Below are 23,806 nucleotides of genomic sequence, written 5' to 3' on the forward strand. Positions count from 1 at the left end.
GCCCGCCAGGACCCGGCCTCGCGCCGGGTCTTTTCGTTTGGGGCGCGAAACGGCTTGTTCGTCACCGAGGACACGGGGCAGACAGACATCCACTGAGGTGCACGTCATGGCAGTGGCAATGCCGGGCAATCAAATGATCGGCATTTAGCGGTGCATCCGGCCCCGGCCACTTCCGTGGGTCGGTCCCAAATGGAGGGTCAGGCCCCGTGCGCCACCATGGGCTCTCTCCGTGTCGTTTGTGCTTCACCGGCTCACCCGTCCTTGAGCTTCATCGTGGGTGTCCAGGAGATCGTCCCTTACTGGCCCCTGGCCTCCAGCCAGAAGGTCACCGGGCCGTCGTTGGTCAGACTGACCTGCATGTCCGCCCCGAAACGCCCGCTGGCCACGGGCTGATGGCGTTGGCCTGCCCGTCGTACCAGCCAATCGAACAGCGTTGCGCCGTGTTCGGGGCTCGCCGATCCGGAAAAGCTCGGTCGCATCCCCTTGCGTGTATCGGCTGCCAGGGTGAACTGGGGCACCAGCAGCAGCCCGCCACCGGTCTCGTCCAGGCTCCGGTTCATTCGGCCCGCCGAGTCCGCGAATACCCGGTAGCCCAATAGCCGGTCGAGCATCCGTTCTGCGCTCGCCTCGGTATCGTTCGGCTCCACGGCCACCAGAGCCACCAGGCCGCTCCCGATCGCCCCGACGTCCTCCCCGTCGATGCTGACCCGTGCATCGCTTGCGCGCTGGATCAGTGCGATCACGCCTGCTCCCTTCCAGTGCCGGGTTCGATGTGCCCGGACAGTTCCTCTGCCAGTCGGTCCGTGGCTGCGACCAGTCGGCGCACGATGCCCGGCTCCGCCGCCGAGTGTCCGGCGTCCGGTACGATCTCCAGTTGCGCCTGCGGCCAGGCCTGGTGCAGGGCCACCGCCTGATTCACCGGACACACCACGTCGTAGCGGCCGTGCACAATGGTGCCGGGAATCCCCTGCAGCCGGCCGGCATCGCGCAGCAGCTGGTCGGGTTTCAGGAACGTCTCGTGAACGAAGTAGTGGCACTCCAGCCGGGCCAGGCTCACGGCCACATCCGGCTCCTCGAAGTGCGCGATCACGTCGTCGTTGGGGATCAGGCAGGAGGTGCGCCCCTCCCAGCTGGACCAGGCGCGGGCCGCCGCCTCGCGCACCACGCGGTCGTCGTCGGTCAGCCGTCGGTAATAGGCACGGACCATGTCGGCTCGCTCCGGCTCGGCGATCTGCGCTTCGTAGTCGGCCCAGGCCTCAGGAAACAACCGGTCCGCGCCCGACTGGTAAAACCATTGGATATCCTGCGGGCGGCACAGGAAGATCCCGCGTAGCACCAGGCCCAGGACCCGCTCCGGGTGTTTCTGGGCATACGCCAGCCCGAGGGTCGAGCCCCAGGACCCGCCGAATACCACCCAGCGCCCGATCCCGAGGTGCTCGCGCAGGCGCTCGATGTCCGCGACCGCGTGCCAGGTCGTGTTCGCCTCGAGGCTTGCGTGCGGGGTCGAGCGTCCGCAGCCGCGCTGGTCGAACAACACGATGCGGTAGCGTTCCGGATCGTAGAAGCGGCGGTGCCAGCTTTCGCAACCCGAGCCGGGCCCGCCATGCAGAAACACGACGGGTATCCCCTCCGGATTGCCGCATTCCTCGAAGTACAGCTCGTGGCCGTCGCCAACCTGCAGGCGCCCCATACCGTGGGGCTCGATCTCGGGATACAGCGCGTCCATGGAAGGCCTCCGGGCAAAACCCCGAGTGTCGCCAAAACGCGGCGTGGGCGAAACCCTTCGGACTCTTCCCGCAACCGCCGATCCGGCCCTACTCGGGGTCCTCGATTACCCGCCCGCGATAGACACGCCGCTTGTGCGCAGGCCGGTGTTCTCCCTGCGCCCCGTCTTCCGGTTGCGTCTTCGCGGGTGCGGGTGTTCGCAGATACCCCGTTCCCTCCAGCTGACTGCGCAGGGTCAGCGCCGCCGCCTTGACCATGCTCGACTGCGAGCGCGCAGCGTAATCAAGGATGGCCTCCATGAAATCCGGGTCGCTGACCGACAGGCGTGCTACCGCGGGGAATTCGGCGCGCAGGTTTCGCCGAAGTTCGGCGGCCAGGCTGAGGCTCTTGCGGTCGTGCATCGGGTCCCCCGGGTGGGCGTAGGTTTCTCCGTCTTCATGCAAGCGGGGTGCCACGGCGAGCCGCCCGCCATTCGCCGCCCCGGTGCCCCCAGGTCGCAACCCCTGCCCTGTGCGAGAGCGACGGGTGTTCATCTCTGGTGCACGGGAGGCGCGGTGTGCACCGAAATCCTGCGCCACCATTGCGGGTTGGGCTTGCGTGCAGCCGACCGCCGGCCTATGTTGCGGGCCCATGGACACACCCGCCGTTCCCGCCTCGATTCGCCGCCTCGCCGGGCGCGCCATCGCCGACTTCGACATGGTCCGCGAGGGCGACCGCATCCTGGTGGGCCTGTCCGGTGGCAAGGATTCGCTGACCCTGCTGTGGCTGCTGCACAACCTCGCTCGGCGGGCCCCGGTACGCTTCGAGGTGGGGGCGGTCACCATCAACCCCGAGATCGAGGGCTTCGAGCCGCAGCGGCTGATGGATTACCTGGGCAGCTACGGCATCCCCTATCACTTCGTGTCCGAGCCGATCGCGGAACTCGCCGACGCGCACATGGACAACGACTCGTTCTGCTCCTTCTGCTCGCGCATGAAGCGCGGCCTGATGTATCGCACCGCGCGCGAACACGGCTACAACGTACTGGCGCTGGGCCAGCACCTCGATGATCTCGCGGAGAGCTTCATGATGAGTGCCTTTCACGGTGGCCAGCTGCGCACCATGAAGGCCCACTACGCGATCGACGCCGGCGACCTGCGGGTTATTCGCCCGCTGGTCTACGTGCGTGAACGCCAGACGCGCGACTTTGCCGCCGCCGCGGGGCTCCCGGTGATCCTCGACAACTGCCCCGCCTGCTTCGCCATGCCCACCCAGCGCGAGCACATGAAACAGCTGCTGGCGCAGGAGGAGGCGCAGCACCCGCGACTGTTCCGCAACCTGCGCACCACCCTCAAGCCCCTGATGACCGAGGGTGGTATTCCTCCGCGCGACCCACTGCCGAGCGCGTCCGCAACCACCGAATCCGTAGTGTCCGAACATGGCCCGACGTCGGCATCTGCGTGATCGCCTGATCGGGGTGGGCCTGCGCCTTCTGGCGCGCCTCCCGCTGCGCGTGAACCACGCCCTGGGCGGCGCGGTCGGGGCGTTGGTGTGGTACCTGCCCACCCGCGCGGCCCGCATCACCCGCATCAATCTGGCGCTGTGCTTTCCGGAAAAGGACCCGGCGTGGCGGCGGCGGGTGGGGCGGCGCTCCCTGATGGCGATGGGCCGGGCCCTGACCGAGTCCCCCTGGCTGTGGCAGTCGCCTCCGGAGTGCCTCGAGACCCTGGCCGTCCAGCCGCCGCAGTACGCGCGCCTGCGCGAGCGCTCCGCCGGTCGGGCGTTGTTCCTGTGCGCCCCGCATCTCGGTTCGTGGGAATTCGCCGGACTGCATGCCGCTTGCCACGGGCCGATGGCCACGCTGTACAGCCCGTTCAAGACCCCGGAGGTGGACCGCTGGGTGCGCGAGGCCCGCGCCTCCACCGGGGCCGAGCTGGCCCCGGCCGATCGCAGTGGCCTGCGCATCCTGCAACAGGCCCGCGACCGCGGCGAGATCATCGGCATCCTGCCGGACCAGAGCCCCAAGGGCGCCTCGGGCCAGCACGCCTCGTTTTTCGGGCGTCCGGCCCTGACCATGACCCTGCTCCCGCGCCTGCTGCGCGGGCGCGCGGATCACGTGGTATTCCTGTTTGCCGAGCGTCTGCCCGGGGGGCGGGGCTATCGCTATCACGAGGTCGTGGCCGGGCCGGAGGTGGCCGATCGCGATTTTGTCCGGGCGGCCGCGGCGATCAACCTCTACGTGGAGACCCTGGTCCGGCGCTGTCCCGAGCAGTACAACTGGGCCTACAAGCGCTTCAACCCACCGCCCGAGGGCTGGCCCGATCCCTATCGCCGGGGGGCACCCGAGTAACCTCCCGCGCGGTACCTCCCCGCGCACGGCCGACCCGCTGGGCGGGTCGCATCAGAGGATGTAGCGGGACAGGTCCTCGTCTTCCGCCAAGTCGCCGAGGCGTTCGTCGACGAAGGCGCGGTCCACGATCACCGGGCCTTCGACATCCGGGGCGCGGTAGGCGACGTCCTGCAGCAGGCGCTCCAGCACGGTATGCAGACGGCGGGCGCCGATATTCTCGGTGCGTGCGTTCACGTCAAAGGCGATCTCGGCCAGTCGGCGCACGCCCTCTTCCTCGAAGCGCAGCTCCACGCCCTCGGTCTTCATCAGCGCGGTGTACTGCTCGGTCAGCGAGGCGGTGGGCTCGGTCAGGATGCGCACGAAGGCATCGGCCGACAAGGCGTCCAGCTCCACACGGATGGGCAGCCGGCCCTGCAGTTCCGGCACCAGGTCGGACGGCTTGGACAGGTGGAAGGCGCCGGAGGCGATGAACAGGATGTGGTCGGTGCGCACCATGCCCAGCTTGGTGGAGACGGTGGTGCCCTCGATCAGCGGCAGCAGGTCGCGCTGCACGCCCTCGCGGGAGACCTCGCCACCGCCGGTCTTCTCGCTGCCCTTGGCGACCTTGTCGATCTCGTCGAGGAACACGATGCCGCTTTGTTCCACGCGCTCGATCGCCTTCAGCTTCAGCTCCTCTTCATTGACCAGGCGCGCGGCCTCTTCCTCGATCAGCAGCTTGCGGGCCTCGGCGATCTTCAGTCGACGCGAGCGGGTCTTCTGCCCGCCGAGGTTCTGGAACATCGACTGCAGCTGGCTGGCCATCTCTTCCATGCCCGGGGGCGTCATGATCTCCACGCCCTGCGGGTTCTGCGAGACCTCGATGTCGATCTCGCGTTCGTCCATGTCCCCCTCGCGCAGGCGCTTGCGCAGCTTCTGGCGGGTCTCGCTGTTGGCATGGTCCGGCTCGGACTCGGTGAAGCCGGCATTGCGTGGGCTTGGCAGCAGCGCGTCGAGGATGCGCTCCTCGGCGGCGTCCTCGGCCTTCAGGCGGTTTTCCTTGATCGCCTCGTCGCGCAGCTGCTTCACCGCGGCCTCGGCCAGATCGCGGATGATCGACTCGACATCGCGCCCGACATAACCGACTTCGGTGAACTTGGTCGCCTCGATCTTGATGAACGGGGCGTGGGCCAGCTTCGCCAGACGCCGGGCGATCTCGGTCTTGCCCACACCGGTCGGGCCGATCATCAGGATGTTCTTGGGTGTGACCTCCGGTTGCAGCTCCGGCGGCAGCTGGCGGCGGCGCCAGCGGTTGCGCAGGGCAACGGCGACGGAGCGCTTGGCGTCGTCCTGGCCGATGATGTAGCGGTCCAGTTCCTGGACGATCTCGCGGGGGGTCATGTCGGTCATGGCAGGGGCCTTGGTCGAATCGCTTGGCGCCGGGTCGCGTTACTCCGCGTCCAGGCTCTCCAGGGTGATGTTGTGATTGGTGTACACGCAGATATCGGCAGCGATGTTCAGGGACTTCTCCACGATGTCGCGGGCTGGCAGATCGGTGTTCTGCAGCAGGGCCTGGGCGGAGGCCTGGGCGTAGGGGCCGCCGGACCCGATCGCGATCAGTGCATGCTCGGGCTCGATCACGTCGCCATTGCCGGAGATCACGAAGGAGTTATCGCGGTCGGAGACTGCCAGCAATGCCTCCAGCTTGCGCAGGGCGCGGTCGGTACGCCAGTCCTTGGCCAGCTCGACGGCGGCGCGGGTAATGTTGCCGGAGTGTTTCTCCAGCATCCCTTCGAAGCGTTCGAACAGGGTGAAGGCATCGGCGGTGCCGCCGGCAAAACCGGCGAGGATGCGATCATGGTAGACGCGGCGCACCTTGCGCGCGTTGCCCTTCATCACGGTGTTGCCAAGGGAAACCTGGCCGTCGCCCCCGAGGGTGACGGCGCCGTCCTTGCGGACGCATACGATGGTGGTGCCGCGAAACTGTTCCACGGATCTCTCCTGTTACGGCTGAGTGTCATGGGGCACGGTGTTGGGTTGCGGCGGCCCGGGATCGTTCACCTGGTGGGTGGGATCGTCGCCGAATCAGTCTCTCCGGCGGGCCCGCGGATGGGCGGCATCATACACCTGTGCCAGGTGCTGATAGTCGAGATGGGTATAGATCTGGGTGGTTTCAAGGTTGGCGTGGCCGAGAAGTTCCTGGATCGCCCGCAGATCGCCACTCGACTCCAGCAGGTGACTGGCGAAGGCATGGCGCAGACGGTGCGGGTGCAGGCGCACATCCAGCCCGGCGCGACGGCCGGCCTCGGCGACCCGGCGCTGTACCGCGCGGTTGCCGAGGCGCTGGCCTCGTCGGCTGACGAACACGGCGCGCTCGTCCGCTGTGGCCCAGTCGCCCCGGCATTTCAGCCAGGTGCGCAGCGCATCGCGCGCCACACGCCCCACCGGGACGCTGCGCTCGCGCCGGCCCTTGCCGAGCACGCGCACCAGCCCGGAATCCAGGTCAAGGTCCGTCAGGTCCAGTCCGGTCAGTTCCGACAGGCGCAGCCCGGACGAGTACAGCAGCTCCAGCATCGCCTGGTCGCGTGCCGCCAGGTTCGGCTCGATGCCCTCGGCTGGGGTCAGCGCCCGCTGGGTCTGATCGACATCGAGATCGCGCGGCAGGGGGCGCCCGGCACGCGGGCCGCGCATGCCGGCGGCCGGATTGGCCGGCATGCGCCGCTGTTCGACCTGATAGGCGAAGAAGCCGCGCACGGCGGACAGGAAGCGCTGGATCGAGCGCGGGTGGCGGCCCTGGCGGGCCAGCTGTCCGGCGATGCGCCGCATGTCGGCAGCCTTGAGGGCATCCCAGGGGCCGTTATGCAGCCCGCGCAGGCGGGCCAGGTCGCGCCGATAGGCCTGTACGGTATGCGGCGAATGGCCGCGAATATCGGTCAAATGGGCCAGAAAGGCCGCGATATCCGCATCCTGCTCGGGTGCGTCAGGCAGCGGCGTGGGCCCGCTCGACATGGCAGCGGATCGATTCGGCCAGCAGGTCGCCGATGTGGGTGACGAAGTAGGTGCCCATGTCGGGCTCGAAGCGGTCCGCGGATTCGCTGGCCAGGCCGAGTACTCCGATATGGTCGGATTCGTTGCCCAACGGCATCAGGATGGCTGAGCCGATCTCCTCGGCGTCGTCGAACAGCACGTCCAGCATCTCGGCCGGGACGCGACCGCATTGGGCCTTGCCGCGGCTGAACAGCGGGTCGAAGGTGGCCAGCTCGCTGGTGGTTAGCGCATGCAGGTCGTCGACCTCGCGCTGGGCCAGGCGGATGCTGACGCGTTCCGCGCCCAGCTCGTTGCGCAGGGCGTCCTGGGTCAGCGCCAGCACGGCGTCCAGATTCTCGGCGCGCATCAGGGTCTTGGCCAGTTCGTGCAGGTGCTGGCCCATGCGCTCGTTGTCGCGGGCACGCTCGACCAGCTCGCCCATGTGCTGTTCCATGGCGCGGTGCTTCTCGCGCAGCAGGGCGACCTGGCGTTCCAGCAGGGACACCGCGCCACCGGTCGGGTGCGGCAGGCGCAGGATGTCCAGCAGCGGCAGGTGGTCCTGGAAGAAGTCGGGATGCTCGCGCAGGTAGGCCTCGACGTCCGCCGCGCTGATCGTGCGGTCTTCCGGAGCCCGGGTTTTGGGGGTCTTGGTCTTTGCCGCAGAGGCGTTGGAGGATTGCTGCCCAGTCATAGATCGATCCAGCCGTTGAATACCGTGGTGGCCGGCCCGGTCAGCCAAACCGGAGCCTCGGCCTGTCCGGTCCAGCTTAGCACAAGGGTCCCGCCCGGCAGGGTCACTTCGAGGTTGTCGTCGACCAGTCCGCGGCGGCGCAATACGGCCATCGCGGCGGCCGCGCCGCTGCCACAGGCGAGTGTCTCGCCGACCCCGCGTTCGAACACTCGCAGGTCGACATGTCCGCGGTCGCGCAGTGCGGCGAACCCGACATTGACGCGGCGCGGGAAGCTTGCGTGGCGTTCGATGATCGGGCCGATCTCGTGGACCGGTGCGCTGGCCACGTCGTCGACCAGGATCACCGCATGCGGGTTGCCCATGGAGACCGCGCCCAGGGTGATCGAATGGCCCTGCACATCCAGCGTGTAGGCCTCGGCCTCGGCCTCGGCGATCAGCGGGATGCGCGCTGGGGCAAACTCCGGCCGCCCCATGTCCACGCGCACCTGCTCGTCGTCCTCGACATGCAGCACGATGCGCCCGCCTAGGGTCTCGACCGGGATCTCGCGGGCCTCGGTCAGGCCCTGCTCACGCACGAAGCGGGCGAAGCAGCGCGCGCCGTTGCCGCACTGCTCCACCTCGGAGCCGTCGGCATTGAAGATGCGGTAGCGGAACAAGGCCTGCGCCGGATCGCCCGGGGGCTCCACCAGCAGGATCTGGTCGCAGCCGATGCCGAAGTGGCGATCGGCCAGGTGGCGCAGCGTTGGTTCGTCGAGACGGACCGCCTGGCGGATACCGTCGATCACGACGAAGTCGTTGCCGAGGCCATGCATCTTGGTGAATTCCAGGCGCATCAGGCGGTCTCCGGCAGCCGGCCGACAATGGTCAGGTGGCGGTCCGAGGTGACGGTCACTGTGAAGCCGTCGAGCTCGGCCGCCGCCAGTTGTTGCTGCACCTCGTCCGGGGTGAAGGCGGCATGCAGGGAGTGCTCGAAGTCGTGGCGCAGCACCGGCGGCGCGTCGGCGGTGTACTCCGCGACCAGGGCCCGGACCGTCGCGGTCGTATCCGGCCGTCGCAGGTCCATGATGAACACCGCCGCGCCGGGCGCGCCGTCACGCGCAATGGTTTGCCACAGAGCGGCCGGGTCATGCAGGTGATGCAGCAGGGAGTTGCTGATGATCGTGGCATATGGCGCGCGCGGTCCGCGCGCCTCTGGCAGGCAGCCTTCGGCCAGATGCACACGGTCCGCGGCTGGGTGCCCGGCCATCAGCGCGTCGCCGGCTGCCAGCATTGCCGGGGCGCCGTCGAGGCCGTCGACCTCGCAGTCGGGGTAGCGCGTGGCGAAGCGCAGCGAGACATCGCCCGGGCCGCAGCCCAGGTCCAGCACCGGCCCGGTCACGGGCCCGGGGAAGGCCTCGGCGAAGGCGTCGACGAAACCCTCGTGCGGGGCGGCGAAGTCGGCCTCGGCATAGGCACGGGCCTGCTCCGGCTCCAGCATCAACTCCGGCTCCGGGCGCCGCGGAATCACGGCTCGATGCTCCCTGACGGGTCCTGGTCCTCCGGATCCCGGGGCAGCATGCTTTCGCGCATCATCAGGTGATCGACCTGCTCGCGGCGGTTGATGATCTGGAAGTGGTCGCCGTCGACCATTACCTCCGGCGGGCGCGGGCGCGAGTTGTAGTTGCCGGACATCACGTAGCCGTAGGCGCCGGCCGAGCGCACCGCGAGCAGGTCGCCGGCGGCCAGCGCCAGCTCGCGTTCGCGGCCGAGGAAGTCGCCGGTCTCGCAGACCGGGCCGACGATGTCGTAGGTGCGGGTCTCGGTGTCGCTGCGCGGTACCACCGGGACGATTTCCTGCCAGGCGCCGTACAGGGCCGGGCGCAGCAGGTCATTCATCGCGCCGTCGACGATCGCGAAGTCATGGGCCTCGGTGTGTTTCAGGTATTCCACCCGGGTCAGGAACACGCCGGCATTCGCGGCGATCGCGCGCCCCGGTTCCAGCAGGACCTTCAGCGGACGATCGCCCAGGACCTCGCGCAGGGCGCTGGCCCAGGCATCCGGTTCCGGCGGGGTCTCGTCGCGGTAGCGCACGCCCAGCCCGCCGCCGACATCGATATGTTCCAGCTCGACGCCGTCTGCGGCCAGTTCGTCGACCAGTGCCAGTACGCGCGTGAGCGCGTCGGTGAACGGGTCGATGCGGGTCAGCTGCGAGCCAATGTGGAAATCGACGCCGGTTGCCTCCAGGTGCTGGCTGTCGCGCACCCGGGCATACAGCGCCGGTGCCTCCTCGATGGCGACGCCGAATTTGTTCTCGCGCAGCCCGGTAGCGATGTAGGGATGGGTCTCGGCGTCGACGTCCGGGTTTACCCGGATCGACACCGGGGCCTGGACACCCATCTCCATGGCGACGGCCTCCAGCCGGTCCAGCTCCGGGGCGGATTCGACATTGAAACAGTGGATGCCGACCTCCAGGGCTCGGCGCATCTCGGCGGCGGTCTTGCCGACCCCGGAGAATACGACCTTCGCCGGATCGCCCCCGGCGCGCAGCACGCGCTCCAGTTCGCCGCCGGAGACGATGTCGAAACCGGCGCCCATGCGCGCCAGCACATTCAGTACGCCCAGCGCAGAGTTCGCCTTCACCGCGAAGCAGACCTGGTGCGGGGTGCCGATCAGGGCCTCGCTGAACGCGCGGAAGTGGCGCTCCAGTGTGGCGCGGGAATACACGTAGGCGGGGGTGCCGACCAGCTCGGCAAGGCGGTCCAGTGCTACGCCTTCGCAGAACAGGGTGCCGCGGTGGTAATCAAAGTAGTCCATTCAGCGGCGCTCCTCGGTTTCGTCGTCATCGGGCAGATAGAGATCGCCCTTCTGACCACAGGCGGAGAGCATCTGCATCGTGCCGAGCACGACGATCACGGCAATCAGGAGCCACTGGGCCTTGCAGGAGAACATGGGTCGGATCCGGGGTTCGTTGCATCAAGAGGCGATAGTGTGCCATTGATACGCCCCTGGCTTCAGGTGCTAGCGGTAGATGCTGCGGTATCTGCCCACCGAAATTTGCCCGATCGCGAACTACGATGATTCGTTCATCAATGATTCAGCCAGGTTTGGGACGATGCATCTGCGAGACCAGCAAAAGACCACTGAAGCTGGTCAGGGGGCGGAACCCGATCCGCAGGGAATAGAGACCTGCAGCTCGCCGTCCAAAGCAACAGGCGTCACCGCGGTTCGCCGCCAAGACGTCCCGGATAATCCGGATCTGACCCACAAGATGAGAGGAGATCATCCATGATTAGCACCAAGCGCCGTGTCTTCCTGAAAGGCACTCTCGCCGCCGGTACTGTCGGTGTCGCCGTCGGGGCCGGTCTGCTCGCCCCGAGCAAGCTGCTCGCCGCCTGGCCGTCCGAAGCCTTCGGTGCCGAAGGCCTGGCCAACGCCATGGAAGCCGTCACCGGCTCCAGCGACATCGCCGATGGCGACGTCACCCTGAGCGCCCCGGAAATCGCCGAAAATGGCGCCGTGGTCCCGGTGTCGGTCGAGTCCAGCCTGGACAACGTGACCGAAATGGCCGTGTTCGTCGAGCTGAACAACCAGCCGCTGACCATGCATTACGTCCTGGGTGACGGCGCGCACGCGAACGTCTCCGGCCGTATCCGCATGGGCGAGTCGTCCAACGTGGTCGCCGCCGTGAAGTCCGGCGACACCTGGTACAAGACGGTTCAAGAAGTGAAGGTCACGGTCGGTGGCTGCGGCGGCTAACGCCGACCCCCAACCGCTGATCCGAACACTACTGGAGGTTTAAGATATGTCTATTCGAGTTCGCGCCCAAGAAAGCAACGGCGTTATCAACATCCGCGCGCTGATGAGCCACGACATGCTCGTCCCCGACGACGACGGTGGCCCGCACTTCATCGAAACCGTGGAAATTGCGCGCAATGGCGACACCGCCATTACCGCCAACTGGAACTACACGGTTTCCCGCAACCCGTTCCTGCAGTGTGAGATCGACGGCGCCGCCGGTGACACCGTGACCGTCTCCTGGACGGACAACAAGGGTGAATCCGACTCGACCGACGTCGAAGTGCGGTAACAAAGAGGGTTCTTACTCTCTTTGAAGAAGCCGGGGCTGGTCCCCGGCTTTTTTGTGCCCGGTCATCGGGGTTTCTGCAGTGAGTGTCTCCCTGGCGTGGACTACACTCCAGACAGGTCCATGCCGAGCGCACCGCCATGTCCCCGGATATCCCCGCGCCCCGTGAAGCCGATCCGGCCCTGCGCCCGGCGCTGCTCCTCGAGCCCCACCAGCCCCTGTGGCAACGCCTGCCCCGGCGCGACGCCGAAGGCCGCCGGCTGGCGGACTTCATGATGCTGATCCCCGGGCTGCGCCAGCGCCCCCGCGACGAACTCCATGCCCGGGCGCGCGCCATCGAGCGCGTGCTGAACAACTATGGGGACGATATCGCGTTCGTCGAGCTGAACCTGAAGCTGAACACCCTGTGGGTCTCGTTGACCGCGCGGCCAGGGCTTTGCACTGAAGTGCCGGGGGCGATCCAGGCGGTGGTGCCCGAGGCGTTATTGGTGGGGCCGAAGTTGACCTCCGGCGTGTAGTGGAGGGGAGTGAAGCCGCCATCCGCCTGGGAGGCGCTACTCCGCTGTGAATAGGCCCGTGTTTCCCTGTGTCATACCGGGCGACGGCCAGCCTTGCTACACTGACCTTTTACCGTGCCCGAACCGGAATATGACTGAACGTACTGCATCTGTCCGCCGCGACACCCTGGAGACCCGGATCGCCGTCGAGCTGAACCTCGACGGCACCGGTCAGAGCCATCTCGAGACCGGCATCCCGTTCCTCGACCACATGCTGGACCAGGTGGCCCGTCACGGACTGGTGGATCTCGACGTACGCGCCGAGGGTGATCTGCATATCGATGCCCACCACACGGTGGAGGACGTCGGGATCACCCTGGGGCAGGCGCTGGCCAAGGCCCTGGGGGACAAGAAGGGCATCCGCCGCTATGGCCATGCCTATGTCCCGCTGGACGAGGCCCTGTCGCGCGTGGTCATCGACTTCTCCGGGCGTCCGGGGCTGGAGATGCACGCGGATTTCCGGCGTTCGCACATCGGCGAGTTCGATGTGGACTTGTTCCACGAGTTCTTCCAGGGCCTGGTCAACCATAGCTGGATGACCCTGCACATCGACTGCCTGCGTGGCGACAACGCGCACCATGTCGCCGAGACCATCTTCAAGGCCTTCGGGCGCGCCCTGCGTGTGGCGGCGGAGTTCGATCCGCGCTCTGCGGGGATCACGCCGTCCACCAAGGGCAGTCTCTAAGGAAACACTGATCCATGTACACACTCGCGTTGGTACCCCAAGGGGCTCGGCCGCTTTTGCGCGCGCACGGCGTTGCGGTTCCTTTGTGCAGAATGACTGCACGGCAGTCACCGCGCCTTGTTCGCACGCAAAAGCGACTCGAGCGCGAGCGTGTACATGGATCAGTGTTTCCTTAACGGACCAACGGACGAGACCCGGCCATGGAAACTGTTGCCGTCATCGATTACGGCATGGGGAATCTGCACTCGGTGGTGCGTGCGCTCGAGCACGAGGCCGCGGGCGACCAGCGCGTACTGTTGACCGACGACCCCGAGACCTTGCGCGAGGCCGACCGGTTGGTGTTTCCCGGCCAGGGCGCGGCCGGGGATGCCATGCAGGCGCTGTCGAATCGCGGGCTCGACCGGCTGCTGCCGGAGCTGGCGGCCGATCGGCCCTTTCTTGGCCTGTGCCTGGGCCAGCAGATCCTGATGGATTCGAGCGAGGAGAGCGGCGGCGTCGACCTTCTGGGCATCCTGCCGGGCCGGGTTGCGCGCTTTCCCGCCTTGCAGGGCCCGGATGGCCGGCGCTTGAAGATCCCGCACATGGGCTGGAACCGCGTGCTGCCGGCGCAGGAGCATCCCCTGTGGCACGGCCTGCCGGAGACCCCGTGGTTTTATTTCGTCCACAGTTACCGGGTGCAGCCCGAGCGCGAGGCCGATGTCGCCGGGCGCACCGATTATGGCGAGACCTTTGCCTCGGCACTGGCGCGGGGCTCGTTGTTCACCATGCAGTGCCATCCGGAGAAGAGCGCCGCCTGCGGGCTGCGTCTGCTGCATAACTTTCTGCGCTGGGACGGTGACGGTCCCGGGGCGTCGTGAGGAGTCGAAGATGCTGGTCATTCCCGCCATCGATCTGAAAGAAGGCAAGTGCGTTCGCCTGCGCCAGGGGAACATGGACGATTCCACCGTGTTCGGCGAGGACCCGGTGGAGATGGCGAAGCGCTGGGTCGATGCCGGGGCCGAGCGATTGCATATCGTTGATCTCGACGGCGCCTTTGCCGGTCAGCCGCGCAATGCCAAAGCGGTGCACGCGATCGCCAGGGCCTTCCCCGACCTGCCGATCCAGATCGGCGGCGGCGTGCGCGACGAGGACACGGTGCAGGCCTATCTGGATGCCGGGGTCGAATACGTGATCATCGGTACCCGCGCGGTCAGCGCGCCGCACTTCGTGAACGACCTGTGTCTGGAATTCCCCGGCCGTATCATCGTCGGGCTGGATGCCAAGGACGGCAAGCTGGCGGTGGACGGCTGGTCCAAGTTGTCGCACCACGACGTGATCGACCTGGCCCAGCACTTCGAGGCGGACGGCGTGGTGGCCTTCGTCTACACCGACATCGCCCGCGACGGGATGATGAAGGGCCCCAACGTGGAGGCCACGGCGCGCCTGGCGAGCAACGTGCGCGTGCCGGTGATCGCCTCCGGCGGCATCAGCTCGCTGGACGACCTGCGCAACCTCGCTGCCCGCGAGGACGAGGGCATTACCGGCGCCATCGTCGGCCGGGCCTTGTACGACGGCGCCTTTACCCTGGAGGAGGCCCGCAAGGCCCTCGCGACCTGAGATGCTCGCCAAGCGCATCATTCCCTGTCTGGATGTCGACGCCGGCCGCGTGGTTAAGGGTGTCAACTTCGTCGGCATCCGCGATGCCGGGGACCCGGTGGAGATCGCCCGGCGCTACAACACCCAGGGTGCGGACGAGATCACATTCCTCGACATCACCGCCTCCAGTGACGACCGCGAGACCATCGTGCACGTGGTCGAGGCCGTCGCGCGCGAGGTGTTCATCCCGCTGACTGTGGGTGGTGGCGTGCGCGCGGTCGAAGACATCCGCCGCCTGCTGAACGCCGGGGCCGACAAGGTCTCCATCAACACCGCCGCGGTGCACCGGCCCGAGCTGGTGCGCGAGGCCGCCGACTGGGTCGGCAGCCAGTGCATCGTGGTCGCGATTGACGCCAAGCAGGTCAGCACCGGGAATGAACCGCCACGCTGGGAGGTCTTTACCCACGGAGGTCGCCGCGAGACCGGGCTGGACGTAGTCGAGTGGGCGCAGCGCATGGAGTCCCTGGGGGCCGGCGAGATCCTGCTGACAAGCATGGATCGTGACGGCACCCGTATTGGCTTCGACCTGCCCCTGACCCGCGCGGTCAGCGATGCGGTCGGCGTGCCGGTGATCGCTTCGGGCGGGGTCGGTGAGCTGCAGCACCTGGTGGAGGGCGTGACCGAGGGCCATGCCGATGCCGTGCTGGCGGCCAGTATCTTTCACTTTGGTCAGCACACGGTGGGCGAGGCCAAGGACGCGATGGCGGCGGCCGGAGTCCCGGTGCGGCCGAACGATGCCGAGGTGGCCGCGCAATGACCGATTCGACTCCCCGTCCGGGTGGTGCCGAGGTGCTTTCCGCGCTCGCCGAGGTGATCGAGCAGCGCCGCCAGGCCGACCCGGAGCAGTCCTACGTGGCGAAGCTTCACGCCCGGGGCCTGGACGAGATGCTCAAGAAACTGGGCGAGGAATCGGCGGAGACGCTGATTGCCGCCAAGAACGACGACACCGACGCCCTGGTGTCGGAAATGGCCGACCTGTGGTTTCATGCCCTGGTGGTGCTTGCGGCCCGCGGGCGGCACCCGGACGATGTCCTCGATGAACTGGGCCGGCGTTTCGGCCTGTCGGGCGTCGCCGAGAAGGCCGCGCGCGAAACCAGTGGTCGCCGATCCGACCATTCGTAGTCTGTACATTGGTCGGTGTTTCCCCGGGGGCCGCATTGAGTCGCCGGCCGTAAAGCGTTCGTTCATGTGGCGCGGCTACACTGCAATTACCGCGCCCTGTCCGCGGAGAAAAAGCGACTCCAGCACGAACGCCCACAGTGGCCGGTGTGCCCCAGAGTTGATTATGGGCCTGGCGCCGTTCAGGCTAACCCCAAAGTTGTATGACTGGAGAACAGAGTCCATGGGTATTGGTGGTATCAGCATTTGGCAGCTCCTCATCGTCCTGCTCATCGTCGTGCTGCTGTTCGGCACGAAGAAGCTGCGCAACATGGGTGGGGATATCGGCTCGGCGATGAAAAACTTCCGCCAGGCGGTCAAGGATCCCGACGCCGAGAAGAAGGAAGGCGAAGAAGGCGAAGAGCCGCGCGAGGTCGAGAATCAGACCGACAGCGAAGGCCGGGTGGTCGACGCCGAGGTGAAGAAGAGCAGCGAAAAGGGTTCCGACGCCTCGCAATCGGACAAGAAGTCCTGAGCCTCGCGCCCTGCGCGGCGGCCAGGCTCGAGCGATAGCCCATGTTCGACATCGGCTTCTGGGAAATCATCATCATCGTGCTGGTGGCGCTTCTGGTCGTGGGGCCGGAGCGTTTGCCCGGGCTTGCGCGCGAAATCGGGCGCTGGGTCGGCAAGACTCGGCGTTTCGTCCATAGCGTGCGATCGGACTTCGAGCAGGAGCTGCAGACCGACGAACTGCGCAACATGCTGAAGAGCCAGGATCGCGAGATCCGCCAGCTCAAGAACATGATGGACGAGACCGAGACCAGTCTGCGCGAGGATATCGAGGATACCGAGCGGGACCTGCGCGAAGATATCGAGGGCAAGCCGAAGACCCGCAAGGATCTCTCCGGCAAGGAGCAAAAGGCCCTGGCCGAGAACAAGGCCAAGCCCGCGGTGCGGGACAAGCCATCCATGCGCAGCCCGGATGCGTCGGCGCGCGCTTCGGATCCGGGTGCGCCGGAGGCAGCCGACGACGCGGATGCGCCGGAGGTTCGGCGTGTGCCCACCCAGGGCGATCTGGACGGCAACTTGATGACCGACGACCCGGCGCTGGCCGCCGAGCAAAAGGCGCGCGCCTCCGATGGCCCGCGTCCGGAGCGGACGAAACCGGCGGTGCGCGAACGGCGTACCCCGGACCCTGCCGACTCACGGGGGGGCGAGACCTCTGATCCCGAAGCGGATACCACCCACAACGACCAGACCCCTGACAAGCACTCATGAGCAAGACCAAACCGGGGGTCGAGCCGAGTCCGGAAGCGACCGAGACCCTGCTCACGCACCTGATCGAGCTGCGCGACCGCATCCTCAGGATGTTCATTGCCATCCTGGTGATGTTCCTGATCCTGTTCCCGTTCGCCAACCCGATCTACACCTGGCTGGCCGGCCCGCTGATGCAGCACCTGCCGGAAGGCACCAGCATGATCGCGATCGACGTGGCCGCGCCGTTCCTGATCCCGTTCAAGCTGACCTTGCTGCTGGCGGTGGTGCTCAGCATCCCCTACCTGCTGTATCAGGTCTGGTCCTTCGTGGCGCCCGGGCTTTACTCGCACGAAAAGAGCATGGCGCTGCCGCTGGTGGCGTCGTCCACCGCGCTGTTCTATCTGGGGATGGCGTTCGCCTACTTCGTGGTCTTCCCGCTGATTTTCGCGTTCTTCACGGCCACGGCGCCCGAGGGCGTGGCGGTGATGACCGATATCTCGCGCTATCTGTCGTTCGTCATCATGCTGTTCATCGCCTTCGGCATTGCCTTCGAGGTGCCGGTGGCAACGATCCTGCTGGTCTCCATGGGGGCCACGACCCCGGCCAAGCTGTCGCAGAAGCGCCCCTACGTGATCGTCGGGGTGTTTCTGGTCGGCATGGTGCTGACCCCGCCGGACATCATCTCGCAGACGCTGCTGGCGCTACCGATGTGGCTGCTGTTCGAGATTGGCCTGATCCTGTCGCGCATCATGGAGCGCAAGAAGGCGCAACGCCGCGCGGCTGCGGGCGGTGACGATGCGGCCGACGCCGATGACGGTCCGGACGACGATGGACCGGGTGGCGGCGGTGGTACGCCGCGCGGTGGCCCTGGTGGCTCGGGCAAGGCGTCCGGTACCACGCGGGCCGCCTCGTCCTCGGCGGCCGCATCCGCCGCTGGGGGCGCCAGCGCCGCCGCGCGCACCGGGTACACGCCGTTGACCGACGATGAGATGGACGCCGAGCTCGACCGCATCGAGGAAGAGCAGGCCGAACTGCGTCGCCAGCGCGGGTCCGCGAGCACACTCGCCACTGACGCCCCCGCCGAGCCGGCGCCCGTGGCGGACGCGAGCCAGGGTGGCGAGGGCCCAGCTGACGACGGCCAGCCCGACGTGGACGCATCGCAGGAGGATGGCAATACTGGGCGCGATCGCTGAGTCACCGCGCCGGCGGCCGTATTTGTGCAGGCCTGCGCCCCCGCCAAGCATCGGAAGTTGCTAAAATACCCGGGTAACCCATTGACCCAGGTAATGATCCCGCGATGGCACACCCGCGTCCCACCCCCCGCCGCCCTGTCCTGCTGATCATCATGGACGGGGTGGGCGTGAACCCGTCCAAGCTGAACAATGCCTACGCCGAGGCCGACACCCCGCGCCTCGACGAGTACCTCTCCACTCATACCCACACGACGCTGGACGCCTGTGGCCGCGCCGTCGGGTTGCCGGATGGGCAGATGGGCAACTCCGAGGTCGGGCATCTGACCCTGGGTGCGGGCACCGTGATCAACCAGGACCTGGTGCGTATCGACGACTCGATCACCGATGGCAGCTTCTACGAGAACGACGCCCTGGTCAGTGCTGCGCGCGCCGCGGCCGCGAAGGACCAGCCGCTGCATCTGATCGGCCTGGTGTCCGATGGTGGCGTGCACTCGCATATCCGCCACCTGCGCGCCCTGGTGGAGATCTGCCAGCGCGAGGGCGCGCGCCCGATGGTCCATATGATCACGGATGGCCGCGATACCGCGCCGCGTTCCGCGCTCCACTACCTGGATCCTCTGGAGGAAGAGCTGGCGAACGCTGGCGGCGCCATCGCCACCGTGTGCGGGCGTTACTACGCGATGGACCGTGACAAGCGCTGGAAGCGCACGGAAAAGGCCTTCCGCGCGATGGCCTACGCCGAGGGGGAGGCCGCCGGTTCCGCGCGCGAGGCGATCGAGGCGGCCTATGCGGCGGGCGAGGACGACGAGTTCATCAACCCGCGCATCATCAACGGTGGCGAGCCGCTGGGGCAGGATGCGGTCTGCGTGCTGTTCAATTTCCGTAATGACCGTCCGCGTCAGCTGACCGCGGCCCTGGGCATGGACGACTTCGACGGCTTCGACCGCGGTGACTTTCACCCGGTCTCCGAGACCTGCCTGACTGAGTACGACCCGCGCTTCCTGTCGCCGATCGCGTTCCCGCCGGAACGCCCGTCGACCACCCTGGGCAGCACCATCGCTTCCGCCGGTATTCCGCAGTTCCATTGCGCGGAGACCGAGAAGTACGCCCACGTGACCTTCTTTTTCAACGGCGGCAAGGAAGAGCCCTACGCCGGCGAGCAGCGCGTGATGGTCCCCTCGCCGTCGGTGGATACCTACGACGAGCAGCCGGAGATGAGCGCGGCCGAGGTCGCCGACCAGACCATCCAGGCGATGGAGAGCGGGCGCTACGGGTTCGTCCTGGTCAACTTCGCCAATGGCGACATGGTGGGTCATACGGCCAAGCGCGAGGCCCTGATCGAGGCCGTCCAGGTCCTGGATCGTGAGGTCGGGCGGGTGCTGGATGCGGCGAAGCGGCTCGAATATTCGGCGATCGTCACCGCTGACCATGGCAACTGCGACGAATACGTGGACCCGGTGACCGGGGCCCCGCACACCCAGCACACCATCTACCCGGTGATGTGCATGATTACCGACTCGCAGCGCTGGCGTCTGCGCACAGGCGGCGGCCTGGCCGATGTGGCCCCGACCGTGCTGGAGCTGATGGGCGTGCCCAAGCCCTCTGCAATGGGCGGGCGCAGCCTCCTGTTCGAGGAAGTGCCGGCCTCGGCCTGAGGGAGCGCGCCATGCACACACGCTACAGCGACACACCGGCCTACGACACGAAGGACGGCTCCGAGATCCGCGAGCTGATGCACCCTGACGTGCACGGCAATGCGGCCCAGAGCCTGGCCGAGGCGGTGGTCGAGCCGGGTGCCGTCACGCGCCTGCATCGCCATGCCCGCACCGAGGAGATCTATCACGTGACCCGCGGGCAGGGCGAGATGCGTCTGGGTGAGGAAACCTTCCCGGTGGCCGTGGGTGACACCGTCTGTATCCATCCCGGTACGCCGCACAACATCCTCAATACTGGCACCGAGCCGCTGCACATCCTCTGTAGCTGCTCCCCGGCCTACTCGCACGACGATACCGAACTGCTGTAGCGCCGATCGGCGCACATGCCGCCACTCTGCGTAAACCCCTGCCCCCGTCATTGCGAGGAGGCGTAGTCGACGAAGCAACCTCCGTCCGGAACCGCCCGATCCCGGCCCGCCCCCTGCCAGCTTCGGGAGGTTACTCGCTTCGCTCGCCCTGCGGGCCGGCCTGCGGCCGTTCAACGCAGCTTCGCAGCTTTTGTGCTTCGTCGCTTCGCTCCTCGCAATGACGGGGCGGGGGTCGATGCCGCGGTACGCGTCCCCTAAACGCCGTACTCGGCGCGGTACGCGCGAAGGGCCTCCAGGTGTTCGGGCGCGCGGCCCGTATCCTCCAGCATGGTCACGAGATCGGTCAGCCGCGCGACGCGGATGACCTGCAGGCTCAGGTCGGCCTCGACCTCCTGGATCGCCGAGCGCTCGCCGCGGCCGCGCTCCTCGCGGTCCAGGGCGATCGCTACGCCCACCGGCGTTGCCCCGGCCGCGCGGATCAGGTCCACCGATTCGCGGATGGCGGTGCCGGCGGTGATCACGTCATCCACGATCAGCACCCGGCCCTGCAGCGGCGCGCCGACGATGTTCCCGCCTTCGCCGTGGTCCTTCGCCTCCTTGCGGTTGAAGGCCCAGGGGCGGTCCATGCCGTGGTCGCGGAACAGCGCTTCGGTGACCGCCGCCGCCAGCGGGATGCCCTTGTAGGCCGGGCCGAACACCAGGTCGAATTCGATGCCGGAGTCCACGATCGCACGGGCGTAGAACTCGCCCAGCCGGGCCAGGTCGGAGCCGCGGTTGAACAGGCCCGCGTTGAAGAAGTACGGACTGGTCCGCCCGGACTTCAGCGTGAACTCGCCAAAGCGCAGGACGTCGCGTTGCAGGGCGTATTCCAGGAAGGCGTGGGCGGTCATCGGGGTGCTCCGGTCGTAAAACGCCGTATTCTGACACAGGGACACGCGGATTCCGCAGCCAGGCCCTTTCCTGCGCGTGCGCGCGCCGGTATCGTTCCCCGCCATGCGCATACTCTCGATGAACGCCAACGGCATCCGTGCCGCCGCCCGCAAGGGTTTCTTCGACTGGCTCCCGGGGACCGAGGCCGACGTGGTCTGCATCCAGGAGACCAAGGCCCAGATCCACCAGATCCAGGGCGAGCCCTTCCATCCACCCGGGTACCACAGTGTCTATGTCGATGCCGTAAAGCCCGGCTACAGCGGCGTGGCCCTGTACAGCCGCCGCCAGCCGGACGAGGTCATTACGCGTATCGGCTTCGAGGAGGCGGACAATGAGGGCCGGTATGCCGAGATGCGTTTTGGCAATCTGTCGGTGGTCTCGTTGTACCTGCCGTCCGGCTCCTCCGGCGATCATCGCCAGGATTCCAAGTGGCGTTTCCTGGAGTTCTTCCGGCCCTGGCTGACCGAGCGCATGCAGGACGGGCGCGAATGGGTGATCTGCGGCGACTGGAACATCGCCCACCGCGAGATTGACCTGACCAACTACAAGTCCAACCGCAAGAATTCGGGCTTCCTGCCGGAAGAGCGGGCCTGGCTGGACCATCTGTTCGACGAGATCGGCATGGTGGACGTGTTCCGGCGGCTGGACGAACGCCCGGAGCGGTACACCTGGTGGTCCAATCGTGGCCAGGCCTGGGCCAAAAACGTGGGCTGGCGCATCGATTACCAGATCGCCACCCCGGGCATCGCGGCCACCGCGCATGACCCGTACATCCATACCGACGATCGCTTCTCCGACCACGCGCCTTTCTGGATCGACTATGACTACCAGCCCTGATCGGGGCATGTGCCGCGCATTCGGTGACGTCGGCGCATGACCGGCGTCGCTGAAGCCCAGCGTCCCCCGAGCCGCGACTGGCGCGCGGCCCTGGCGGTCTACCGCCACCCACGGGTCATCGGGATGCTGTTCCTCGGCTTCGCCGCGGGGTTGCCGCTGCTGCTGACCGGCGGGACCTTCACCGCCTGGCTGCGCGATCTCGGGGTGGAGCTGGCCTCCATCGGCTTCTTGTCCTGGGTCGGCATGGCCTACAGCATCAAGGTGTTCTGGGCACCGGTGGTCGACCGCCTGGCCCTGCCGCTCCTGACCCGCGTATTCGGGCGCCGCCGCGCGTGGATGCTGTTCGCCCAGGCCGTGATCATCCTCGGGCTGGTCGGGATCGCCCTGACCGACCCGGTCGAACAGCTCTGGCTGGTTGCGGTTCTGGCCGTGCTCACCGCCTTTGGCGCCGCCACCCAGGACATCGCCATCGACGCCTATCGCATCGAGGCCGTCAGCCAGGAGCGCCAGGGCGCCATGGCGGCGGCCTACGTGTTCGGTTATCGCGTCGCACTGCTGACCGCGGGGGCCGGGGCGCTGCACATCGCCGCCGTCGGTAGCTGGAGCCTGTCCTATGCCGCCATGGCCGCGCTGATGCTGGTAGGTGTCGTCTGCACGTTGATCGTGCGCGAGCCCGAGGTCGCGAAACGCGATGCCGCCACGGCCCGGCTCGAGGATCGCGTGGTCCATTACCTCAACAGCACCTCGGATACCGGCTGGTGGCGGGACCTCAAGGCCTGGGTCATCGGCGCGGTGGTCTGCCCCTTTGTCGAGTTCTGGCAGCGTTTCGGCCGCATCGCCCTCGTTGTTATCGCGTTTATCGCGGTCTTTCGCATCAGCGACATCTTCATGGGGGTGATGGCCAACCCGTTCTATCTGGACATCGGATTCACCAAGGAAGAGATCGCCAATATTGCGGCCGCCTTCGGCCTGGCCATGACCCTGACCGGTGCGGCCCTGGGCGGATTGCTGGTGGTGCGCTTCGGCATCATGCGCATGCTGATCGCGACCGCGATCCTGGCGCCGCTGACCAACCTCACCTTCTCCTGGCTGGCGACGCTCGGGCCCGAGACCTATGGGCTGGTGTTCGCGATCATGGCCGACAATCTATCGGGTGGCATGGCGATCTCGGTGTTCATCGCCTATCTCTCCAGTCTGACCAACAGCGCCTACACCGCCACCCAGTACGCCCTGTTCAGCTCCATCATGACCCTGCCGGGGCAATTCCTCGCCGGCTTCACCGGCGTGCTGGCCGAACACATCGGCTGGGTCTGGTTCTTCGCCAGCTCGGCCCTGATCGGCATCCCTACCATCCTGCTCGCCTTCGCCCTGATGCGCTGGGCCAACCCCGACCGTATGCCCCAGCCCGGCCGACCAGACACCTCGCCGGCGTCCGCTCGCGAGTAGCCGAACCTGGTCCAAGTGGCGGTCGGCGGGCACAAAAAAGGTTCATCGAAGGATACCGGGGAGGTGTTCGACCGCTGAAGGGCATCGTAGTCTCACGTGGAGCCAGGAAGGACACGGGAGAGAGCGATGCTGGACAAGAAGACGTTGCAGAAGCTGGGCGGCTGGGAAGGCTATCGGCTGGAGCGTGCAGTTTGGCCGGAGGAGGCCGGCGGCACGCTGGAGCTGCACCTGAAGCCGACGCGGCAGTGGATGCACTGCGAACGCTGCGGTCATCGGACCCGGCAGGTGCACGAGACGACGCTGCGGCGGGTGCGGGATCTTCCTCTGTTTGAGT

General features: G+C 67.2%; 30 protein-coding genes and 1 pseudogene. 19 read left to right on the plus strand and 12 right to left on the minus strand.

Annotated elements, in window-relative coordinates:
- Nucleotides 1-296: 296 nt before the first annotated feature.
- The 3 genes from dtd to F816_RS0110010 all read right to left on the minus strand — a co-directional run bounded on the left by dtd (nucleotide 297) and on the right by F816_RS0110010 (nucleotide 2,126).
- The gene (dtd, locus tag F816_RS0110000) at nucleotides 297-743 is read right to left on the minus strand and encodes a D-aminoacyl-tRNA deacylase (protein WP_019594618.1); all 447 of its coding nucleotides are present in this window, start codon (nucleotides 741-743) and stop codon (nucleotides 297-299) included.
- A complete protein-coding gene (gene pip, locus F816_RS0110005; protein ID WP_019594619.1) occupies nucleotides 740-1,726 on the minus strand; it encodes a prolyl aminopeptidase in 987 nt (328 codons plus the stop codon). Before pip ends, dtd begins: the two co-directional genes overlap by 4 nt.
- Before the next feature lie 88 nt (nucleotides 1,727-1,814).
- Nucleotides 1,815-2,126 carry a hypothetical protein gene (locus tag F816_RS0110010; RefSeq protein ID WP_019594620.1) on the minus strand — a complete coding sequence of 104 codons (312 nt, stop codon included), beginning with the start codon at nucleotides 2,124-2,126 and terminating at the stop codon, nucleotides 1,815-1,817.
- Between the two features lie 229 nt (nucleotides 2,127-2,355).
- Here F816_RS0110010 and F816_RS0110015 point away from each other — a divergent pair, with 229 nt between their 5' ends.
- Nucleotides 2,356-3,168 (plus strand): tRNA 2-thiocytidine(32) synthetase TtcA, encoded by an 813-nt coding sequence (locus tag F816_RS0110015; RefSeq protein WP_019594621.1) that lies wholly within the window; start codon nucleotides 2,356-2,358, stop codon nucleotides 3,166-3,168.
- Complete coding sequence (locus tag F816_RS0110020; RefSeq protein ID WP_019594622.1) at nucleotides 3,143-4,054, plus strand: lysophospholipid acyltransferase family protein; 912 nt, start codon at nucleotides 3,143-3,145, stop codon at nucleotides 4,052-4,054. Before F816_RS0110015 ends, F816_RS0110020 begins: the two co-directional genes overlap by 26 nt.
- A 51-nt stretch (nucleotides 4,055-4,105) precedes the next feature.
- Here F816_RS0110020 and hslU read toward each other — a convergent pair whose 3' ends face one another.
- The 8 genes from hslU to F816_RS14605 all read right to left on the minus strand — a co-directional run bounded on the left by hslU (nucleotide 4,106) and on the right by F816_RS14605 (nucleotide 10,676).
- The gene (gene hslU / locus F816_RS0110025; RefSeq protein WP_018168782.1) at nucleotides 4,106-5,440 is read right to left on the minus strand and encodes an ATP-dependent protease ATPase subunit HslU; all 1,335 of its coding nucleotides are present in this window, start codon (nucleotides 5,438-5,440) and stop codon (nucleotides 4,106-4,108) included.
- Nucleotides 5,441-5,479: 39 nt separating this feature from the next.
- Nucleotides 5,480-6,022: an ATP-dependent protease subunit HslV gene (gene hslV, locus F816_RS0110030; RefSeq protein ID WP_019594623.1), complete on the minus strand. Its 543-nt coding sequence runs from the start codon at nucleotides 6,020-6,022 to the stop codon at nucleotides 5,480-5,482.
- 93 nt (nucleotides 6,023-6,115) lie between these two features.
- Nucleotides 6,116-7,039, minus strand: coding sequence for a tyrosine recombinase XerC (gene xerC, locus F816_RS0110035; protein ID WP_019594624.1), 924 nt, complete (start codon nucleotides 7,037-7,039; stop codon nucleotides 6,116-6,118).
- Nucleotides 7,011-7,748 carry a DUF484 family protein gene (locus tag F816_RS0110040; RefSeq protein ID WP_019594625.1) on the minus strand — a complete coding sequence of 246 codons (738 nt, stop codon included), beginning with the start codon at nucleotides 7,746-7,748 and terminating at the stop codon, nucleotides 7,011-7,013. Before F816_RS0110040 ends, xerC begins: the two co-directional genes overlap by 29 nt.
- Nucleotides 7,745-8,581 (minus strand): diaminopimelate epimerase, encoded by an 837-nt coding sequence (dapF, locus tag F816_RS0110045; RefSeq protein WP_019594626.1) that lies wholly within the window; start codon nucleotides 8,579-8,581, stop codon nucleotides 7,745-7,747. Before dapF ends, F816_RS0110040 begins: the two co-directional genes overlap by 4 nt.
- Complete coding sequence (locus tag F816_RS0110050; protein ID WP_019594627.1) at nucleotides 8,581-9,255, minus strand: trans-aconitate 2-methyltransferase; 675 nt, start codon at nucleotides 9,253-9,255, stop codon at nucleotides 8,581-8,583. The genes dapF and F816_RS0110050 overlap by 1 nt, the downstream gene beginning before the upstream one ends.
- The gene (lysA, locus tag F816_RS0110055) at nucleotides 9,252-10,541 is read right to left on the minus strand and encodes a diaminopimelate decarboxylase (RefSeq protein ID WP_019594628.1); all 1,290 of its coding nucleotides are present in this window, start codon (nucleotides 10,539-10,541) and stop codon (nucleotides 9,252-9,254) included. The genes F816_RS0110050 and lysA overlap by 4 nt, the downstream gene beginning before the upstream one ends.
- On the minus strand, nucleotides 10,542-10,676 hold the full coding sequence (locus F816_RS14605) for a lipoprotein (RefSeq protein ID WP_018144932.1): 135 nt from the start codon (nucleotides 10,674-10,676) through the stop codon (nucleotides 10,542-10,544).
- 79 nt (nucleotides 10,677-10,755) lie between these two features.
- Between F816_RS14605 and F816_RS14995 the strand changes: the two genes are divergently transcribed.
- From F816_RS14995 to F816_RS0110125, 14 genes are all read left to right on the plus strand, one after another.
- Nucleotides 10,756-11,016 carry a hypothetical protein gene (locus F816_RS14995; protein ID WP_196801685.1) on the plus strand — a complete coding sequence of 87 codons (261 nt, stop codon included), beginning with the start codon at nucleotides 10,756-10,758 and terminating at the stop codon, nucleotides 11,014-11,016.
- Nucleotides 11,013-11,483 (plus strand): thiosulfate oxidation carrier protein SoxY, encoded by a 471-nt coding sequence (gene soxY / locus F816_RS0110065; RefSeq protein WP_019594629.1) that lies wholly within the window; start codon nucleotides 11,013-11,015, stop codon nucleotides 11,481-11,483. Before F816_RS14995 ends, soxY begins: the two co-directional genes overlap by 4 nt.
- Nucleotides 11,484-11,529: 46 nt before the next feature.
- Complete coding sequence (gene soxZ, locus F816_RS14125) at nucleotides 11,530-11,814, plus strand: thiosulfate oxidation carrier complex protein SoxZ (RefSeq protein WP_018168776.1); 285 nt, start codon at nucleotides 11,530-11,532, stop codon at nucleotides 11,812-11,814.
- 137 nt (nucleotides 11,815-11,951) lie between these two features.
- The gene (locus tag F816_RS0110075) at nucleotides 11,952-12,329 is read left to right on the plus strand and encodes a hypothetical protein (protein WP_019594630.1); all 378 of its coding nucleotides are present in this window, start codon (nucleotides 11,952-11,954) and stop codon (nucleotides 12,327-12,329) included.
- Between the two features lie 130 nt (nucleotides 12,330-12,459).
- Nucleotides 12,460-13,053 (plus strand): imidazoleglycerol-phosphate dehydratase HisB, encoded by a 594-nt coding sequence (gene hisB / locus F816_RS0110080; RefSeq protein WP_018144928.1) that lies wholly within the window; start codon nucleotides 12,460-12,462, stop codon nucleotides 13,051-13,053.
- A gap of 200 nt (nucleotides 13,054-13,253) precedes the next feature.
- A complete protein-coding gene (gene hisH, locus F816_RS0110085) occupies nucleotides 13,254-13,910 on the plus strand; it encodes an imidazole glycerol phosphate synthase subunit HisH (RefSeq protein WP_019594631.1) in 657 nt (218 codons plus the stop codon).
- Nucleotides 13,911-13,920: 10 nt separating this feature from the next.
- Nucleotides 13,921-14,649 carry a 1-(5-phosphoribosyl)-5-[(5-phosphoribosylamino)methylideneamino]imidazole-4-carboxamide isomerase gene (hisA, locus tag F816_RS0110090; protein ID WP_019594632.1) on the plus strand — a complete coding sequence of 243 codons (729 nt, stop codon included), beginning with the start codon at nucleotides 13,921-13,923 and terminating at the stop codon, nucleotides 14,647-14,649.
- A 1-nt stretch (nucleotide 14,650) separates the two neighbouring features.
- Complete coding sequence (gene hisF, locus F816_RS0110095) at nucleotides 14,651-15,445, plus strand: imidazole glycerol phosphate synthase subunit HisF (protein WP_018144925.1); 795 nt, start codon at nucleotides 14,651-14,653, stop codon at nucleotides 15,443-15,445.
- Entirely contained in the window at nucleotides 15,442-15,810 is a 369-nt protein-coding gene (locus F816_RS0110100; protein ID WP_019594633.1) for a phosphoribosyl-ATP diphosphatase, read from the plus strand. Before hisF ends, F816_RS0110100 begins: the two co-directional genes overlap by 4 nt.
- A 220-nt stretch (nucleotides 15,811-16,030) precedes the next feature.
- Nucleotides 16,031-16,321: a twin-arginine translocase TatA/TatE family subunit gene (tatA, locus tag F816_RS0110105; RefSeq protein ID WP_019594634.1), complete on the plus strand. Its 291-nt coding sequence runs from the start codon at nucleotides 16,031-16,033 to the stop codon at nucleotides 16,319-16,321.
- A 41-nt stretch (nucleotides 16,322-16,362) separates the two neighbouring features.
- Nucleotides 16,363-17,064 (plus strand): Sec-independent protein translocase protein TatB, encoded by a 702-nt coding sequence (tatB, locus tag F816_RS0110110; protein ID WP_019594635.1) that lies wholly within the window; start codon nucleotides 16,363-16,365, stop codon nucleotides 17,062-17,064.
- The gene (gene tatC, locus F816_RS0110115) at nucleotides 17,061-18,236 is read left to right on the plus strand and encodes a twin-arginine translocase subunit TatC (RefSeq protein WP_019594636.1); all 1,176 of its coding nucleotides are present in this window, start codon (nucleotides 17,061-17,063) and stop codon (nucleotides 18,234-18,236) included. The genes tatB and tatC overlap by 4 nt, the downstream gene beginning before the upstream one ends.
- A 104-nt stretch (nucleotides 18,237-18,340) precedes the next feature.
- Nucleotides 18,341-19,891 carry a 2,3-bisphosphoglycerate-independent phosphoglycerate mutase gene (gene gpmI, locus F816_RS0110120; protein WP_018144920.1) on the plus strand — a complete coding sequence of 517 codons (1,551 nt, stop codon included), beginning with the start codon at nucleotides 18,341-18,343 and terminating at the stop codon, nucleotides 19,889-19,891.
- A gap of 11 nt (nucleotides 19,892-19,902) precedes the next feature.
- Nucleotides 19,903-20,259 carry a cupin domain-containing protein gene (locus F816_RS0110125; protein WP_018168770.1) on the plus strand — a complete coding sequence of 119 codons (357 nt, stop codon included), beginning with the start codon at nucleotides 19,903-19,905 and terminating at the stop codon, nucleotides 20,257-20,259.
- 254 nt (nucleotides 20,260-20,513) lie between these two features.
- On the opposite strand, the gene pyrE is transcribed toward F816_RS0110125, so the two are convergent.
- Nucleotides 20,514-21,149: an orotate phosphoribosyltransferase gene (gene pyrE / locus F816_RS0110130; protein ID WP_019594637.1), complete on the minus strand. Its 636-nt coding sequence runs from the start codon at nucleotides 21,147-21,149 to the stop codon at nucleotides 20,514-20,516.
- Between the two features lie 103 nt (nucleotides 21,150-21,252).
- On the opposite strand from pyrE, the gene F816_RS0110135 reads away from it, so the two are divergent.
- The 3 genes and pseudogenes from F816_RS0110135 to F816_RS0110145 all read left to right on the plus strand — a co-directional run.
- Entirely contained in the window at nucleotides 21,253-22,026 is a 774-nt protein-coding gene (locus F816_RS0110135; protein ID WP_255349503.1) for an exodeoxyribonuclease III, read from the plus strand.
- A 36-nt stretch (nucleotides 22,027-22,062) separates the two neighbouring features.
- Nucleotides 22,063-23,472: an AmpG family muropeptide MFS transporter gene (locus F816_RS0110140; RefSeq protein WP_019594639.1), complete on the plus strand. Its 1,410-nt coding sequence runs from the start codon at nucleotides 22,063-22,065 to the stop codon at nucleotides 23,470-23,472.
- 126 nt (nucleotides 23,473-23,598) lie between these two features.
- Nucleotides 23,599-23,806 (plus strand): annotated as a pseudogene (locus F816_RS0110145) (ISL3 family transposase); the annotation flags it as partial.

Origin of the sequence: Thioalkalivibrio sp. ALM2T (genome assembly GCF_000381505.1) — a bacterium.
GTDB lineage: Bacteria > Pseudomonadota > Gammaproteobacteria > Ectothiorhodospirales > Ectothiorhodospiraceae > Thioalkalivibrio > Thioalkalivibrio versutus.